This window comes from [Clostridium] saccharolyticum WM1, from assembly GCF_000144625.1.
GTDB classification, from domain to species: Bacteria; Bacillota; Clostridia; order Lachnospirales; family Lachnospiraceae; genus Lacrimispora; species Lacrimispora saccharolytica.
Map to the genome: position 1 here is coordinate 69,259 of NC_014376.1, position 17,364 is coordinate 86,622.

Here is a 17,364-nt window from a genome sequence, read left to right on the forward strand (position 1 = left end):
AATGAAGATGTCCAAAAAATCAAAAGTTATGATCTATGCCCTTCTGACTGCTGTTGCAGTTTACTTTCTTGCCCCTTTTATTTATATGTTCTTTACTGCCTTTAAGACGGAAGCAGAAGCCATTGCTTATCCGCCCCGGTTATTTCCTTCCAAATGGCTGTTTGATAATTTTAAAAATGCATGGCAATCACAGCCCTTTGGTACGTATTTAAAAAATTCTATTATTATTACGGTTATGACAACTGCAGGACAGATCCTTTCCTGTTCTCTGGTGGCATACGGTTTTGCAAGGTTTGAATTTAAGGGAAAAAATCTGTTATTTATGATTTTGCTTTCAACGATGATGATTCCATGGGATGTTACCATGATTCCTCAATATATGGAATTTAATTTATTTGGCTGGATTAACACGTTAAAGCCACTGATCGTACCCGCATGGTTTGGCTCTGCCTACTATATTTTTTTAATGAGGCAATTCTTAATGGGGGTTCCCAAGGATTTTGAAGAGGCGGCGCGAATTGACGGTGCCAATGCATTTCAGATTTATTGGAAAATTTTCATGCCGATCTTAAAGCCCTCCCTGATTCTGGTAGGCGTCTTAAATATGATTACGGTGTGGAATGATTATCTGGGACCATTGATTTTCCTTCATGACAGAAGTAAATATACACTTGCGTTAGGACTTGCAACCTTTAAGGGAGTTCACAGCACACGGATTATCCCTATGCTTTGTATTACGATCATTATGATTATCCCGCCAATTATTATATTCATTATTGCGCAAAAGTATATTGTAGAAGGGACAAGTGGTTCTATTAAATAGAAAGAGCAGCCGGGTTGAGTATTTCATGTGCATCTACGCACTGTTTTCTTCCCGGCTATATATTTGTTTGACATAAACACATAGAGGAGAAACAAAGATGACAAGGCGAACAAAAAAGAGATGGGAAGACCAGACCCTGGGGCATATTGGAAGAAGGGAAGCCCGTACAGAGTTTTATAAAGATTCTGCTTCCAGAATTAATTTAAATGGAGAGTGGAGATTCCTCTATCTGGAAGCGCCGGAACTGTCCCCGGAAGGATTTATGAACAGAGAAACAGGAACAGATTGGGATTTGATTGATGTGCCTTCTGTGTGGCAGTTAAGAGGATATGACCGGATGCACTATACGGATGTGTTATATTTGTTTCCGATCAATCCGCCTTTTGTACCTTCGGAAAATCCTACAGGAATTTATAAAAAAACAGTCCATTTAAACAGGGAGTGGATTCAGAAGGATACGATTTTAAAATTTCACGGTGTGGACAGTGCCTTTGATGTATGGGTCAACGGGACCCATGCAGGATACAGCAAGGTCAGCCGTCTTCCAAGTGAATTCGATATTACCGGCTATGTACAGGAAGGGGACAATGACATTACAGTTCGGGTCTATAAATGGTCCGATGGTACTTATTTGGAAGACCAGGATATGTGGTGGCTTTCCGGGATTTACCGTGATGTGGAATTAATCAATGAGCCAAAAGACAGTATCATTGATTGTACGGTGGAGGGAGATCTGGACAGTACTTATAAAAATGGGATCTTAAAAGCCAATATTACCACAAAACAGAAAACGTGTGAAGGTATATGGAAATTAGAGAGAGATGGCCAGGTGGTTACTCGTGGCATCTTTCAGGCAGAAGAAGGGAAGGCACAAGTAAGAGAGACGATTCCCGGTGCAGAGCTTTGGACGGCAGAAACCCCTGGTTTATACGAATTAACAGTATCTGCAGGCAATCATGAAATTGTGGTTCGTGTGGGATTCCGTAAGGTGGAAATAAAGGATAATAACTTCAGAGTAAACAACCAGGTGATTCTGTTAAATGGTGTGAACCATCATGACTTTCACCCAAAAGAAGGACGCTGCGTCACTCGGGAACAGATGGAAGCTGATATCCTGCTTATGAAACAGAATAATATCAATGCACTGCGCTGTTCTCATTACCCTGCCAATGGATATTTATATGATTTATGCGATGAATATGGGCTTTATGTGATTGATGAGGCAGATCTGGAATGCCATGGATTTGAATGGGTAGAGCGGTATGACTGGATTACAGATGACCCGTCCTGGAAGGAAGCCTATGTGGACAGAAGTGTGCGCATGGTAAAGCGGGACCGGAATCATCCATGCATTATCATGTGGTCCATGGGAAATGAATCCAGCTTCGGCTGCAATTTTAAAAGTGCCGCTGAGGCGGTGAAAGAGCTGGACCCTGGAAGGCTGCTTCACTATGAAGGAGATTATGAAGCAGAAGTGGCTGATGTGTATTCCACTATGTACACAAGGCTGAATCGGTTAAAGGAGATTGGAGAATCAGATATAAAAGGGAATAAACCTCATGTTATGTGTGAATATGGCCACGCCATGGGGAATGGACCGGGCGGATTAAAGGCATATCAGGAGCTGTACCGCAAATATAAACGGCTTCAAGGCGGGTTTCTGTGGGAATGGTATGATCATGGAATTTATACGGAAGAAGGCAAAGAAACCTATTACCGTTATGGAGGCAATTACGGGGATTTTCCTACCAACGGGAATTTCTGTATCGACGGGCTGCTGATGCCGGATAGAACCCCTTCCCCCGCTATGCTGGAATACAAACAGGTCATTGCCCCGGTGGAAGTGATAAGGGCAGGTACAGGACGGGAGGTTCTTGTAAGGAACCATTATGACTTCCTGACACTGGGTCACGTTACATTAAAGTGGGAGATCCGGACGGAAGAACATAATATTCAGGAAGGAACCATTACCCATATGACCGCCCTCCCTCATGAAGAAGAAAAGGTAACCATACCCTTCCTTCCGTTCCTGCCTGAGGCAAATACCGATTACTATCTGAATATAACGGTATGCCAGAAAGAAGATACGAATTTTGCAAAAGCCGGCCATGAAATTTCAAAAGTACAGTTTCCATTGAATATAAGCTGTGATGTATTGGAGGAACGTCCAAAAGGAGAACCATTACAAGTATCTGAAACCACGGATCTCCTTAAGGTAGAAAATGGGGCGGTTACGGTAACCTTCCATAAAATATTTGGGAAACTGCTTTCTGTTGGAGCAGGAGATCAGGTATATATAAATGAAGGTCCGGTAATGAACGTATACCGTGCCACCATTGATAATGACATGTATAAAAAAGAGGATTGGCTGAATAAATATTTCATTCAGAAATCCAGTGAACAGACAGAATATTTTACTTATCAAACAGAGGCGGATCAAGTAGTTGTTTCTATAGGAAAGTATTTTGGATGCTTAAACCAGTCCTGGGGCTTTGAATGTGACTATGAATATACCATCTATTCCTGCGGTCAGGTCAAAGTGGATTTGAAGGGCAAGGCGGTTCAGAGAGGAAAACTGGAACCTTCTTTTCTTCCCAGAATCGGTGTGGTTATGAAGGGGAATAAGTCCCTGCAAAATGCAGTGTGGTACGGACTTGGCCCCGGTGAAAACTATTCTGACAGCAAAGCTGCCAGCCTTATGGGGATTTATTCCAGCTCTGTGGATGAGATGGGAACCAATTATGTATTTCCCCAGGAAAACGGCCACAGGGAAGAAGTAAAGTGGTTTGGGATAGGAGACGGGAACAAGAGCCTGTTATGTAAGATGGAAGCACCTATGGGACTGAATCTTGGGAATTATACAGATGAAAGCCTGGAAGAGGCAAAACACCCATTCCAGATACAAAGGGCAGACCATGTGGAGATCCATTTGGATTATTTGCAATCCGGACTTGGAAGCAATAGCTGCGGAGAGGAACAGTTAGAAGAATATAAAGTAAAGCTTCAGGACTTTTCTATGGCATTTGTGATGCAGGTTGTTGATGATGGGGAAGTAAGAAAGGAAGCAAAGAAGCATTATTTGGACTAGGAAGAGATAAAGGAGCAGTCAAAGTATGATAAAAGACAGATTTTCAGGAAAATTAAAAGAGATGTTAAGCTCCGATGAATGGATGATTTTGCAGCCGGAATATGATCCGGAAGAAAATCTGAAGTTTGAAAGCTTATTCAGTTTATCCAATGGTTATCTGGGGATCCGGGGAAGTCATGAAGAAGGAGGGAAAATAACCCTTCCCTATTTATACATTAACGGGGTATTTGATAAATCAGAGACCTTTATGCGGGAGCTTGCTGCCCTTCCTAACTGGCTTGGGATAAAGCTTTTTATTGAAAAAGAGCTGATAGGAATAGAGAACTGCCAGATTCTTAAGTTTTCAAGAGCTCTTGATATGAAACAGGCCCTTCTTGCAAAAAGCTTGATACTGCGGGACAAAAAGGGAAGAGAAACCCTGGTGGAAGGGATCCGGTTTGTAAGCCGTGCCAATGTACACCGCATGGGAATCAAACTGTATGTCACACCGTTAAATTACAGCGGGATCATAGAAGTGGAAAATATCATCGACGGCACGATCATTAACTTCTATGATGCCCCCCGTTTTAAAGTGAAGCACACATATATGACAGCAAATGAACCCCTTGATAAAGATGGTATTTATATGGAGGTTGCCACCAGGGATAACCATCTTCATACAGGAGTTGGCTGCCGGATCGAAGCTTATAAAAACGGCAAGAGTATTTTAAAAAACAGGATGTTCCATGCCTTTGGGGAACAGGGAGTGGAGTTTGGTGATTTTGATGCCGCAGAAGGGGAAACCGTAGAAATCATAAAATACGTGTCCATGTATACGGAACGTGAGGCTGCAAGATACACCCTTCATACAAAGGTAAAAGAAGAAATAGATGGTTTTATGGTAAAGGGGTTTTTAGAAGAGCTGGAAGCCCATAAGACGGTTTATGAAGAGATGTGGAAAGCTGCGGATATCCGTATTGCAGGAGATTTTGAACTGGACCGTGCAATCCGATTTAATGTTTTCCATTTAATGAGCACGGGCAATGAGAACGATTCCCGGGTCAATGTGGGGGCAAAGCTCCTTTCCGGTGAAGAATACGGAGGGCATGCCTTTTGGGATACGGAAATTTTCATGCTTCCCTTTTTTGCATATATTTTCCCTGAAACAGCCAAAAACCTGGAATCCTACCGGTATCATCTGCTGGAAGCGGCAAAGGCAAATGCCAGGAAAAACGGCTTTAAAGGCGCCCAATATCCCTGGGAATCTGCGGATGACGGCACAGAGCAGTGCCCGGACTGGACCATTGAGCCGGATGGTTCATGCTACCGCTGCTATGTGGCCGTGTATGAGCATCATGTGACAGCAGCAGTTGCTTATGGCATTTATAATTATGTGAAAATCACCAGGGACTTGGATTTTTTACTGAATCAGGGAGCGGAGATCTTAACAGAGACAGCAAGGTTTTGGGCTAGCCGGTGTGAATATGTGGCAGAAAAGGACCGCTATGAGATCAATCAGGTAACCGGACCTGATGAATGGCATGAGCCGGTAAATAACAATCTTTATACCAATTATCTGGCCAAGTGGAATCTGCGGTATGTAATTTCTTTAATTGATACTCTTAAGAAAGGACATTCCAAAGAGTATGATACGCTGATGGAAAAAACAGGGCTGACTGCCAGGGAAATCAAAGATTGGGAGATCGTCCAGGAAAAAATATATCTTCCAAGAAAAGAAGGCACAGACCTTTTGGAGCAGTTTGAAGGTTACTTTAAGCTGGAAGATGTGGTGATTGAGAAATACGACGAACATGACTGGCCGGTTCGCCCGGAAGCCTTGAAAACCAAGAGAGCGAGCCAGACACAGATTATTAAGCAGGCGGATGTTGTCATGCTGCTCCATCTGATGGGACAGGAATTTACGGAAGATGAGATCCGGAAAAATTACGAGTATTATGAGAAACGTACCCTTCATGGCTCTTCTTTAAGCCCAAGCATTTACTCTGTTATGGGATTAAAGGTAGGAGATGACTCCAAGGCATACCGTTATTTAAAGAGAGCAGCCTTCCTTGATTTGCTGAATTTACAGAAAAATACAAGGGAAGGGATTCATGCCGCCAATACAGGAGGCGTATGGCAGACCGTGGTATTTGGCTTTGCCGGGGTTTCCATTGGGGAAGACGGTATGCTGACGGTACGTCCTCACATGCCAAAAGAGTGGGAAGGACTGGATTTTTGCCTCCGCCATCGGAATTCCCGGTTAAGGATCACCATCAGCAGAGATAACAGCGTCTCAGTGAAGGTATTGGAAGGAGAAGCTCTGGAAGTAAATGTGAATGGACAGATCGTAAAGGCAGTAAGGGAATAGAGAGGACATATTCATGAAAAAAAGGCTTGCAATCGGGGGGCTTATCTTAGTAACCATTATATGGGGCGGCGGTTTTGTAGCCAGCGACATGGCACTGGAGAGCATGAGGCCATTCCAGATTATGGCGGTCCGGTTCCTGTTAGGCACGGTATTCATGGGGCTGATCAGCATCCGGTCCCTGGGGGGAATCACAAAATCAGAAGTAATGGCAGGGGGGCTTATGGGGCTTGCCCTCTTTGCCGGATTTGCATTTCAGATTGTGGGGCTTCAATATACAACACCCTCTAAAAATGCTTTTTTAACAGCATTAAATGTAGTGATTGTTCCGTTTATTTCATATCTGATCTTAAGAAAGAAAATAGGAGCAAGAGGGATAGCCGGGGCAGTGATGTCCGTAGCAGGCGTGGCTCTGCTGTCCTTGGATCGTAATTTTTCTTTAGGCCTTGGGGACGGGCTGACCCTTATTTGCGCTGTTGGGTTTGCATTTCAAATCTTTCTTACAAGTGAATTTGTAAAGAAATACCGCGCTACTGTATTGAACTTTATTCAGATGATAACCGCATTCCTTTTATCCTTCATCAGCCTGATCGCCTTTGGAGAGACACAGTTCCACGTGACTGGAAAAGGAATATTAAGTGTGCTTTATTTAGGAGTGATCAGCACCACAGTATGTTACCTGCTTCAGACAGCCAGCCAGAAATATGTGGATGAAACAAAAGCGGCCATTATTTTGTCTCTGGAATCCGTTTTTGGAACCTTGTTTTCCATTCTGATTCTTAAGGAAGTAGTCACTCCCCGCATGCTGGCAGGCAGCATGATCATCCTGGCAGCAGTTGTAATATCAAACCTTTCAGAGTCCGGACAGGTAGAATAGGAGGAATATCTTATGAAATATAAGGCAGTAATTTTTGACCTGGATGGGGTGATCTGCCATACAGACAGATACCATTATCAGGCATGGAAGCAGGTTGCAGATGATCTTGGGATTTATTTTGATGAAGAAATCAATAACCGTCTGCGGGGGGTAAGCCGCATGGAAAGCTTTGAGATTATTTTAGAAAATTATTATGGGAGCATGAGCCAGGAAGAAAAGACGTTTTATGCAGAAAAGAAAAATGAGGTCTATAAGGAATTACTGAAACATATGAGCCCGAAAGATCTTTCTCAGGAAGTAAAGGAAACCCTGGCTGCCCTCCGCCTGAAAGGATTAAAGCTTGCCATTGGCTCGTCCAGCAAAAATGCAGGCTTTATTCTGGAGCGCCTTGGCCTTTCCGGGTATTTTGACGCCATTTCAGACGGAAATAATATTACATATTCCAAACCTGATCCGGAAGTGTTTTTAAAAGCAGCGCAGTTTCTTTCTGAGGCCCCCATAGACTGCCTTGTGGTGGAAGATGCCAAAGCAGGACTGGAAGCTGCAAAGGCCGGAAATATGGACTGCGGAGCTATTGGGGATGGGAAAACATGTAACATTGCAACCTATCAATTGGACCGTTTTTCAGATCTTCTGGAAATCGTAGAAGGATAATGGATCATATGACCGGGGATCAGCCAGCTTGTGATGGCGGCAGTCTTATGATGGTGGTTGCGGCACAAAATCAGATATGATAAAATAAGGACAATATAAGAAGCGAGGAAGGATAAAATAGTGGCAACAATTAAAGAAATAGCTGAAATGGCAGGTGTTTCTGCTGCGACCGTATCTCGTGTCCTTAATTTTGATGACACGTTAAATGTACAGGACGAGACGAAACAAAGGGTGTTTGAGGCCGCAGAACGATTGGAATATCAGATGCGGGACAAGAAAAAATATAAAAAGAAATTAAAGCTTGGTATGATATCTTCCTATTCCCTGGAAGAGGAGTTAGAAGATACCTTTTATCTGTCAGTACGCATTGCCATAGAGAGGAAAATAGAAGAAGAAGGGTTTAAAAGGTTCCCGGTGAATATAGGGGATTCTGTAGAAAGCACTTCCAATTTAGATGGGCTGATCTGCCTGGGAACCTTCAGTGAATCCATGGTAAATAAGGTAAAAGCCTTTCATAAGCCGGCTGTTTTTGTGGATGCATTAGGCGACCTGGATTTATTTGATTCTGTGGTGACAGATTTAACACACTCTGTAAAGAAGGTACTCAGCTATTTTATGCAGGAAGGTCACAGAAAAATAGCATTCATTGGCGGCCGTGATGTAGATGTGGATGGAAAAGAAGTTGTGGATTTAAGGATTCCTATTTTTCGCTCATTCATGGAAGATAGAGGGATTTTAAAAGAGGAATATATTAAAATAGGCGGCTATACCCCTAAGCATGGATATCGGCTTGGAAAGGAACTCTTAGCCATGGAAGATAAGCCAAGCGCTATCTTTACTGCCAATGATTCTTTGGCCGTCGGCTGTTATAAGGCCATACAGGAAGCAGGGCTGAAAATTCCGGAGGATATCAGCGTGATCGGATTTAATGATATCTCCATAGCGAAATATTTGATTCCCCCGCTTACCACCGTTCATATTTATATGGATTTTATGGGCTCTCAGGCGGTAAGTGTACTGGCGGAAAGGATTTATTCCGGCCGTGAAATCAGTATGCATATTTCCTTGCCTACAAAATTGATGGTCCGGGGAAGTGTCAGTAAATGGAAGGGTGAAAATCAGGCTTAGCGGCCAATTAAGGATGCTGTTTCTTCGCAGAGAGCGAAAGGGACAGCATTTTTTGGGATGAGATAAATTTCCTTATAGTGGGATATGCCACTATTCTTCAATAACCTGGATTTCCAGAAAATCAAATTCAATCTGCTCAATAAAATTATCCTGGGTAAACCGGACCTTGGAATGCTTTTGAAACCCATGGATGGTGGCATCCAGCCATATGGGTTTCCCAAGATCAAACTGGAGGCAGATATCATCAAGCGCCTGAAAGACCATGGAAGTCCTGGAAAGGCTGTAATCTGAGATGGAGATGACGGTATCTTTCACGATTCTCGTATCTTTTATTAATTTTGCCCACATGCGAAACATAAACGGTAATTCCTTTCTGAAATAAGCGTCTGCCGTCAGTTGCTTTTATAATGCAACGATTATAGCATTATTGCACAGAGAAAGGCAAGAAGGAAAATGCCGGACATTGTAAAACAATGAAAAATATGATAGAATCTTTGTAGGAAAAACCGAAGGAGGAAGACTTAAGATGGCGCAACCCATATCGGATCAGGTTGGTTTTCTTGGAGAGGCCTGCAGGGCTGTCCAGGAGTTATCTGTAAGCAGGAATTTATTGGAAAAGTTCCGTTTGGAGGAGAGACGTCTGGAAAAGGAACTGGAAGCAGAGAGAAAGGCTGTGACAGATGCCATCAGCCTTACGGTGAAGAAACGAATGGAGGAAATAAACGACACCTATGACAGGGAGATTGCCAGGGAACAGGAGCGCTTAAAACGGGTGAGAAGTAAGCGGGAGAAGGCGAAAACCCAGGGCATCAGGGAACGGATCGAGGAGGAGACAGCGGAACTTAAGGGTAACAACCGGGAATTGAAGCTTCAGATGAAGGCTGTTTTTCAGCAGGACCGGGTTCCTGGTTTTTGCAAAAGCGGCTGGTTTTATGCCCTGTATTTTCCCAGGGGTTTTACTGAGTCCATGGTGCTGCTTCTGAATATACTCCTGTTCTTTCTTGCAATCCCCTGCGGCGTTTATCTGTTCCTTCCGAATAAATCTCCTTTTTACCTGATGGGGATATATTTTGCTGTCATCCTGTTTTTCGGGGGTATTTATATCCTTATTAATAATCTTACCAAGGTGAGGCATCAGAGTGCCCTGAAGAAAGGAAGATCCATCAGGGATCTTATAAAGGCGAACAACCGAAAGATCCGGGTGATTGTCCGGACCATAAAACGGGACCGTGATGAAGCCGTTTACAATCTTGAAAAATACGATGACGAAATCGCCCAGATCGACCAGGATTTAGCAGACATTGCTGATAAGAAGCGGGAAGCCTTAAACACCTTTGATAAGGTGACCAGGACCATTCTGTCGGATGAGATCGCAAGCAACAGCAGGGAGAAAATCGCAAAGCTTGAGGAAGACTATGAAGGGGCAGCAGCCAATGCCAAGGAGGCGGAAATCAGGGTAAAAGAGCAGACATTGTTTATCAATGACAACTATGCATCCTATATTGGAAAAGAATTTATGGTTCCGGAAAGGCTTGATGAACTGGCTGATATGATCCGGATGGGCAAGGCTTCCACCATCAGTGAAGCAAAAACCCTTTATAAAAGTCTTAAGGAATAAGGGCAAGCACGCTTTTCCCAGGCTTGCTGGCTTCATGAGAATCAAGGTGCAGGAAAAGGCATTGATGTGCTTTTTCCCTGCACCTGTTTTTTTCAAAACTTTCCCCGGGTGTGTGGTGAATAATTCCATAAATGGCGGCTTATAATAGAACATGGAAAGTCAAATAATCCATAGCCGGCTGAGGGTTATTTGACTCCTGCAGCATTCGCCAAATGCAGAACAAAATAACCTGCGCTTGGTTCATTGCCTGCATAATAAGGACAGCAAGGCAGGATATTATGAAATTATGGGAAAGAATTGCGATCCGCGGAAACCGGGACGTTTTTTATTATGACACAAAGCAGACCTTTGAAGCAGAGGAGTTTGCTTCAAGGCTTTACGACATGATACGAACAGAAATGGAAAACGGAAAGGCGGCGGGGGTGCTGTTTTTATGCATTGGAACAGATCGTTCCACCGGGGACAGTCTTGGGCCTCTGATCGGCTACAAGCTGAAGGAAAGGGAACTGGAAAATATCGAGATCCTGGGAACTCTGGAACGGCCGGTCCACGCCATGAATCTGGAGACATACCAGGCGATATTAAAGCTTCGTTATCCGAATCATGTGGTGGTGGCAGTGGATGCTTCCGTGGGAAGCATGGAACACATTGGCTATGTGACCCTGGGAAAAGGAGCTTTAAAGCCGGGTCTTGGAGTCAGCAAGGAGCTTCGTGCGGTGGGGGATATTTTTATTACCGGCATCGTAGGAAGCTGCGGGAATTACGATCCTCTGATGCTGCAGAGCATTCGGCTTTCCATTGTCATGCGAATGGCTGACTGCATCAGTTACAGTATTTATCTTGTCGAAAAGTTATGGGAAAACACTGCCCTGCTTTGACACGATTTTCACCCATTGTATGCTATGATTCATTGGATTAAAAAGAATAGCGGGGTGAGCCAATGGGTGAATTATATAATCCGTTCCCGAAGCTGCCGAAGAATATCAGGCAGATCGGGGAAAGGGACCAGATTGTAAAACTTTATGTGGAAGATTATGTAAATACTTATTTGAAACGTCTGTATCCTGCGGGTGGACAAGAACTGCGGGTTGGTCTTTTGTTAGGCGGTATGGAATTCAACGACGGAACGCCATATATCTTCATTGACGGAGCTTTGGAAATGGAGGATGTGACGGATGCAGGCAGGCGGGTGATGTTTTCCGAGCTGGCCTGGAAAAGAGCCTACCGGAACATGGAGCAGCTTTTTCCCAAGAGGACCATTCAGGGCTGGTTTATATGCGGCAGGCCCGGGGATGATTTAAGCCCTATTAATTATTGGAAACAGCATATCCAGTATTTTGGGGAGCCAAACAAGCTGATGTATTTAAGCAACGGTACAGACGGAGAGGAAAACATTTACATAACATCTGAGGATGGATTTTACAAGCTGCAGGGATACAGCATTTATTATGAACGAAACCAGATGATGCAGGATTATATGGTCCTGCGAAAGGATGTAAAACGTATCGAAACAGATACAAATGATAAGGTTATTGAGGAATTCCGCAAGCGGATGGACGAGCATAAGGTAGAAGTGACGGACCGGCATCAGACGGTGGGACTTCTCCGGGGCATGTGTATGGCCATGTCAGTCGTCATATTAGCTGGCGGAATTGTTATGTTTAATAACTATGAGCGGATGCGGGATATGGAAAGCGTGATCGCATCAGCCATTCCGGCCAAGGCGGAACAGATCCTCATCGGGAAAAAGGGATTAGAAAAGGAGAGCAAGGGCGAATCCAAGGTGGTTGTGGAGGAGGCGGAGGGCGGTGTTTATCCTACGACGGCAGTAAATAAGGAAACCATGTCGGAAACCATGCCAAGGGGGGCCCAGGGGGATACCATGGCAGAAAGCAAGGCGGCAGAGACTTTACCTCCGGCAACCCAGTCTGCCAAAGAGACGGCAACCCAGCCTGCCAAAGAGACGGCAACCCAGCCTGCCACAGAGGCGGCAACCCAGCCGGCCAGCCAGGAAACAGAAGCAGCCGTAAGCGGGGATCCGCGGGTTCACGTGGTTCAGGAGGGGGAAACTCTTTACGGGATCTGTATCGCTGAATATCAAACGATGAATAAGATGAAAGAAATTTGCGAGCTGAACGGGCTGGACGATGAAAATAAGATCGTTGCGGGACAGAAATTACTTCTTCCTTAGAAAAATATAATGCGTTTCTTCCTGAAATGATGTATACTACCAATATATATGGGCATTTTTGGGAGAAAAGAGCATGAGTGACAGGGACTCTATGAATAGAGAGATTAAGAAAAACCAGCTTCGGCGGCAAATTGTTTCCTCTTCTCCTGAGGCGGTGGAAGACAGCCAGGAGATCATTAAAAAAGCTCTCACCAGGGTCAGAAAAAGAAAAATCAAGATAGCCCTGGTATTGTTTCTGGTGCTTTTTGCAGGAGCCATAGGGGTGTATGAATATTTTACACTTTATCAATATACCCAATACGGCGTGGTCTGGGATAAGCAGATGAATGAAGGAAGTTATGTGGGATATCTAAGCTTTGGCTCCAATGTGCTGAAATACAGCAAGGATGGTGCCTCCTATCTGGATTCCCAGGGCAAAGAAGTGTGGATTCAAAGCTATGAGATGAAATCTCCCAAGGCTTGGGTAAGCGGGAATTATGCGGCTATTGCAGACCAGCAGGGGAATTCCATCTATATCTTTGATAAAACGGGAAATACGGGCATAGCGACCACCGTGCTACCTATTGTAAAGGCGACGGTGTCCTCCTACGGAGTGGTGGCGGCTATCCTGGAGGACTCCACATCCAATTATATTTATTTCTTTAAAAGAGATGGCAGCGTCCTGGATGTGAAGATCAAGGCGCTTTTAGGCGGTGATTCCGGTTATCCGGTGGATATCAGCCTGTCTCCCGACGGCAACCAGCTGATCGGTGCTTACGCATATTTGAAAAACGGAACCTTAAACGGCAGGGTGGCGTTCCACAATTTTGCGGAAATCGGAAAGAGCATTCCGGACAGGCTGGTGGGCGGCTTTGACGAGCCCTATGATGCCTCACTGGTTGCCCAGGTCCATTTTCTGGACAATACATACTCCTGTGCCTTTGCTGATAACAGCGTATCCTTTTACTCCACCAAAAATGAGCTTTCCCCGGAACTGATCCGGCAGGTAGCGGTGGAAGAGGAGATAAAGAGTGTGTTTTATTCCGAGAAATATGTGGGTCTTATTGTGGATAATCAGGAAGGGGAGAATCCCTACCGGCTGGATGTATACAAACCTAATGGAGCCCTTGTCTTTTCCAAAGGTTTCCAATATCAGTACACCCATGCTGATATTGACGGGGACCATGTAATTTTGTATAATGAAGATTCTTGCAGAGTCTATAAGATGTCCGGAAGGCTTAAATTTGCCGGTACATTTGATTTTCCGATATCTAAGATCCGAAACGGCAGGTTTCCCAATACTCTGATCGTAACCGGCCCCCAAAACATGAAAGAAATAAGATTACAAATAGGAGGACAATACCAATGAGCAACATCCATACCATGTCAGTCAATGCAATCCGTGTCCTATCAGCGGATGCCATCCAAAAAGCCAATTCCGGCCATCCGGGACTTCCATTAGGCTGCGCGTCGGCAGCTTATGAATTATGGGCAAACCACATGAACCACAACCCGGCTGATCCAGACTGGGCCAACAGAGACCGCTTTATCTTATCCGGAGGCCATGGCTCCATGCTTTTGTATTCCCTGCTTCATTTGTTCGGCTATGGGAATTTATCAAAAGAGGATTTGATGAATTTCCGCCAGCATGGTTCCAAAACTCCAGGTCATCCGGAGTATGGCCATACCATCGGTGTGGAAGCAACCACAGGACCTTTAGGGGCCGGTATGGGTATGGCGGTGGGAATGGCCATTGCCGAGAAGCATCTATCATCCGTTTTCAATAAGGAGAATTATCCGGTTGTTGACCACTACACCTATGTGCTTGGCGGGGATGGCTGCATGATGGAGGGGATTTCCTCTGAGGTCTTTTCCCTGGCAGGAACTCTTGGCCTTGGGAAACTGATTGTTTTATATGACTCCAACAAAATTTCCATAGAAGGGAGCACGGATATTGCATTTACCGAGGATGTTCAAAAGCGCATGGAAGCATTCCATTTCCAGACTATTACGGTGGAAGATGGAAACGACTTAGAAGCCATTGGACGGGCTATTGAAGAAGCAAAATCTGATACGGAGCATCCCTCCTTTATTACCATAAAGACCCAGATCGGCTATGGCTGCCCGGCAAAGCAGGGAAAAGCCAGTGCCCATGGGGAGCCATTGGGAGCCGATAATGTGACGGCCTTAAAGGAAAACTTAGGCTGGCCTTCCATGGAGCCGTTCTTCGTTCCGGAAGAAGTGTACCGCAATTACAGAAAGATTGCAGAGGAAAAGGCGGAGACAGAAGCGGCGTGGAACGTGATGTTTGCCGCATACTGCCAGGAGTATCCTGATATGGAAGAGCTTTGGAATGCCTACCATGATCCGGATGCGGGAGAAAAGGCCATTGAAAAATGCGAAGACTTCTGGAAGCGGTCTGAAAAGGCGGATGCCACCAGAAACTTGTCCGGTCAGGTATTAAACCGTTTAAAAACATATATGCCTAATTTAATCGGAGGTTCTGCGGACCTTGCTCCTTCCAATAAGACCAACATGACTGACATGGGTGATTTTTCTAGAGAAGACAGCAGCGGCCGCAATCTGCACTTTGGAGTCAGAGAGCTGGGTATGACGGCCATTGGAAACGGAATGATGCTTCATGGCGGCCTTCGTACCTATGTGGCAACCTTTTTTGTGTTCAGTGATTATACAAAGCCAATGGCACGCTTATCCGCTTTAATGGGCGTTCCCCTGACCTATATATTCACTCATGACAGCATCGGGGTAGGAGAAGACGGACCAACCCATGAACCGATTGAGCAGCTTGCTATGTTAAGGGCAATGCCTAATTTCCATGTATTCCGTCCCTGCGATGAGACAGAGACAGAAGCAGCCTGGTATTCAGCGCTGACCTCTAAAAAAACACCTACCGCCCTTGTGCTTACAAGGCAGAACTTAACTCCTATGCCAGGAAGCAGCAAGGAAGCCTTAAAGGGAGGCTATGTGATCGACGATTGCGAAGGTACACCTGAGATTATTTTGATGGCAAGCGGTTCTGAGGTGGAATTGGCAGTCAAAGCGAAAACCCTTTTAACCGGTAATAAGGTACGTGTGGTTTCCATGCCTTGTATGGATCTGTTTGAGGAGCAGACAGAGGAGTATAAGGAATCCGTTCTTCCAAAGGCAGTCCGCAGGCGCGTGGCAGTAGAGGCATTAAGTGATTTCGGCTGGGGCAAATATGTAGGCCTTGACGGAACCTATGTAACCATGACCGGCTTCGGAGCCAGCGGCCCTGCAAATCTATTATTTGAACATTTCGGATTTGCCGCAGAGCGCATAGCAGAAGCTGCATTATCCATCTAAGCAATGAGCAGTGAGAAATAGGGCAGGAGAAGATTTTCGTTGTGCTTGCACATAAGAAAATCTTCTCATGGCCTATTTCATAGGGCGAATGCCCGTGAGCCCGCAAAGCCGAAGGATTTGAGGGCTCCCCTGCGGAGTCATGATACAGCAATATAAAAGGAGCGAACTGGAAAAACCGCTGTTTAACCAGCTCCCCTGCGGAGTCATGATACAGCAATATAAAAGGAGCGAACTGGAAAAACCGCTGTTTTACCAGCTCCACTGCGGAGTCATGATACAGCAATATAAAAGGAGCGGACTGGAAAAACTACTGTTTTTACCAGCTCCCCTGCGGATTTATGGTACGACAGTTAAAAAGGAGTGTATACAAAATGGGAATGAAATGTGTTGGCGTTGATGTCGGCGGTACATCTGTAAAGATCGGAGTATTTGAAGTGACGGGGGAGCTCCTCCATAAGTGGGAGGTTCCCACGAGAAAGGAAGAGGGAGGAAAATACATCCTGAATGATACTGCCGCTTCCATACGGAAAACCCTGGAAGAGCTTGGCATTCCCTTAGAAGAGGTAAAGGGAGTAGGTATGGGAGTTCCGGGGCCTGTCATGCCCAGCGGATATGTGGAGGTATGCGTAAATTTAGGCTGGCGTGATATGTATCCGGAAAAAGAACTGAGTGAAATGCTAGACGGCATTCCTGTAAAAAGCGGCAATGATGCCAATGTAGCAGCACTTGGTGAAATGTGGCAAGGAGGCGGCAAAGGTTATGATGACATCGTGATGGTCACTCTTGGCACAGGAGTGGGCGGAGGCGTCATCATTGACCAGAAGATTGTAGCCGGAAAGCATGGCCTGGCCGGAGAGATCGGACACATTCATATCCGTGATGATGAAACGGAAAGCTGCAACTGCGGCGGCGTTGGCTGTGTGGAACAGATTTCCAGCGCCACAGGCATTGCACGGGAAGCCAGAAGAAAAATGGCTGCCGTTGATACGCCCTCGGTTCTCAGAACATTCGGCGACAAGGTAACGGCAAAAGATGTGCTTGATGCTGCCAAGGAGGGTGATTCACTAGCCTGTGAGGTCATGGATGTGGTAGGCCATTATCTTGGCCTTGCCCTGGCTCAGATTTCCATGGTCACAGACCCGGAGGTCTTTGTCATTGGCGGAGGCGTTTCAAAAGCCGGAGCCTTCCTGATAGATGTACTCTATAAGCATTTTGATAAGTACACTCCTATTTCCCAAAATAAGAGCGGAATCGTTTTGGCGAAGCTGGGAAATGATGCAGGAATATATGGTGCGGCCAGGCTCATCCTGGATTAAA

The 17,364-nt window shown here is 45.2% G+C and carries 13 protein-coding genes; 12 read left to right on the forward strand and 1 reads right to left on the reverse strand.

The window, feature by feature from the left end; genetic code table 11:
• Nucleotide 1: 1 nt before the first annotated feature.
• From CLOSA_RS00355 to CLOSA_RS00380, 6 genes are all read left to right on the forward strand, one after another.
• Nucleotides 2–823, forward strand: coding sequence for a carbohydrate ABC transporter permease (locus CLOSA_RS00355; protein WP_013270804.1), 822 nt, complete (start codon nucleotides 2–4; stop codon nucleotides 821–823).
• Between the two features lie 97 nt (nucleotides 824–920).
• The gene (locus CLOSA_RS00360; RefSeq protein ID WP_013270805.1) at nucleotides 921–3,911 is read left to right on the forward strand and encodes a glycoside hydrolase family 2 TIM barrel-domain containing protein; all 2,991 of its coding nucleotides are present in this window, start codon (nucleotides 921–923) and stop codon (nucleotides 3,909–3,911) included.
• 25 nt (nucleotides 3,912–3,936) lie between these two features.
• Nucleotides 3,937–6,258, forward strand: a complete 2,322-nt coding sequence (locus tag CLOSA_RS00365) for a glycoside hydrolase family 65 protein (RefSeq protein ID WP_013270806.1) — start codon at nucleotides 3,937–3,939, stop codon at nucleotides 6,256–6,258.
• Nucleotides 6,259–6,271: 13 nt separating this feature from the next.
• A complete protein-coding gene (locus CLOSA_RS00370; protein ID WP_013270807.1) occupies nucleotides 6,272–7,132 on the forward strand; it encodes a DMT family transporter in 861 nt (286 codons plus the stop codon).
• Between the two features lie 12 nt (nucleotides 7,133–7,144).
• Nucleotides 7,145–7,786: a beta-phosphoglucomutase gene (gene pgmB / locus CLOSA_RS00375; RefSeq protein ID WP_013270808.1), complete on the forward strand. Its 642-nt coding sequence runs from the start codon at nucleotides 7,145–7,147 to the stop codon at nucleotides 7,784–7,786.
• Nucleotides 7,787–7,906: 120 nt separating this feature from the next.
• On the forward strand, nucleotides 7,907–8,914 hold the full coding sequence (locus CLOSA_RS00380; RefSeq protein ID WP_013270809.1) for a LacI family DNA-binding transcriptional regulator: 1,008 nt from the start codon (nucleotides 7,907–7,909) through the stop codon (nucleotides 8,912–8,914).
• A gap of 90 nt (nucleotides 8,915–9,004) precedes the next feature.
• Here the strand turns inward: CLOSA_RS00380 and CLOSA_RS00385 are convergent, their stop codons facing one another.
• On the reverse strand, nucleotides 9,005–9,271 hold the full coding sequence (locus tag CLOSA_RS00385; protein ID WP_013270810.1) for a hypothetical protein: 267 nt from the start codon (nucleotides 9,269–9,271) through the stop codon (nucleotides 9,005–9,007).
• Nucleotides 9,272–9,440: 169 nt separating this feature from the next.
• Between CLOSA_RS00385 and CLOSA_RS00390 the strand changes: the two genes are divergently transcribed.
• From CLOSA_RS00390 to CLOSA_RS00420, 6 genes are all read left to right on the forward strand, one after another.
• Entirely contained in the window at nucleotides 9,441–10,532 is a 1,092-nt protein-coding gene (locus CLOSA_RS00390; protein ID WP_013270811.1) for a hypothetical protein, read from the forward strand.
• A gap of 278 nt (nucleotides 10,533–10,810) precedes the next feature.
• Nucleotides 10,811–11,410 carry a spore protease YyaC gene (yyaC, locus tag CLOSA_RS00395; RefSeq protein WP_013270812.1) on the forward strand — a complete coding sequence of 200 codons (600 nt, stop codon included), beginning with the start codon at nucleotides 10,811–10,813 and terminating at the stop codon, nucleotides 11,408–11,410.
• Between the two features lie 62 nt (nucleotides 11,411–11,472).
• Nucleotides 11,473–12,723: a LysM peptidoglycan-binding domain-containing protein gene (locus CLOSA_RS00400; protein ID WP_013270813.1), complete on the forward strand. Its 1,251-nt coding sequence runs from the start codon at nucleotides 11,473–11,475 to the stop codon at nucleotides 12,721–12,723.
• A 73-nt stretch (nucleotides 12,724–12,796) separates the two neighbouring features.
• On the forward strand, nucleotides 12,797–14,071 hold the full coding sequence (locus CLOSA_RS00405; RefSeq protein ID WP_013270814.1) for a DUF5711 family protein: 1,275 nt from the start codon (nucleotides 12,797–12,799) through the stop codon (nucleotides 14,069–14,071).
• Nucleotides 14,068–16,047 (forward strand): transketolase, encoded by a 1,980-nt coding sequence (tkt, locus tag CLOSA_RS00410; RefSeq protein ID WP_013270815.1) that lies wholly within the window; start codon nucleotides 14,068–14,070, stop codon nucleotides 16,045–16,047. The genes CLOSA_RS00405 and tkt overlap by 4 nt, the downstream gene beginning before the upstream one ends.
• Nucleotides 16,048–16,418: 371 nt before the next feature.
• Entirely contained in the window at nucleotides 16,419–17,363 is a 945-nt protein-coding gene (locus CLOSA_RS00420) for an ROK family glucokinase (RefSeq protein ID WP_013270816.1), read from the forward strand.
• Nucleotide 17,364: the final 1 nt, after the last annotated feature.

What these genes read in the sequence shown, in the direction of transcription:
- CLOSA_RS00355 (WP_013270804.1), top strand. Translation starts at nt 2, where the DNA reads ATGAAGATGTCCAAAAAATCAAAAGTTATGATCTATGCCCTTCTGACT.
- CLOSA_RS00360 (WP_013270805.1), top strand. Translation starts at nt 921, where the DNA reads ATGACAAGGCGAACAAAAAAGAGATGGGAAGACCAGACCCTGGGGCAT.
- CLOSA_RS00365 (WP_013270806.1), top strand. Translation starts at nt 3,937, where the DNA reads ATGATAAAAGACAGATTTTCAGGAAAATTAAAAGAGATGTTAAGCTCC.
- CLOSA_RS00370 (WP_013270807.1), top strand. Translation starts at nt 6,272, where the DNA reads ATGAAAAAAAGGCTTGCAATCGGGGGGCTTATCTTAGTAACCATTATA.
- pgmB (WP_013270808.1), top strand. Translation starts at nt 7,145, where the DNA reads ATGAAATATAAGGCAGTAATTTTTGACCTGGATGGGGTGATCTGCCAT.
- CLOSA_RS00385 (WP_013270810.1), bottom strand. Translation starts at nt 9,271, where the DNA reads ATGTTTCGCATGTGGGCAAAATTAATAAAAGATACGAGAATCGTGAAA.
- CLOSA_RS00390 (WP_013270811.1), top strand. Translation starts at nt 9,441, where the DNA reads ATGGCGCAACCCATATCGGATCAGGTTGGTTTTCTTGGAGAGGCCTGC.
- yyaC (WP_013270812.1), top strand. Translation starts at nt 10,811, where the DNA reads ATGAAATTATGGGAAAGAATTGCGATCCGCGGAAACCGGGACGTTTTT.
- CLOSA_RS00400 (WP_013270813.1), top strand. Translation starts at nt 11,473, where the DNA reads ATGGGTGAATTATATAATCCGTTCCCGAAGCTGCCGAAGAATATCAGG.
- CLOSA_RS00405 (WP_013270814.1), top strand. Translation starts at nt 12,797, where the DNA reads ATGAGTGACAGGGACTCTATGAATAGAGAGATTAAGAAAAACCAGCTT.
- tkt (WP_013270815.1), top strand. Translation starts at nt 14,068, where the DNA reads ATGAGCAACATCCATACCATGTCAGTCAATGCAATCCGTGTCCTATCA.
- CLOSA_RS00420 (WP_013270816.1), top strand. Translation starts at nt 16,419, where the DNA reads ATGGGAATGAAATGTGTTGGCGTTGATGTCGGCGGTACATCTGTAAAG.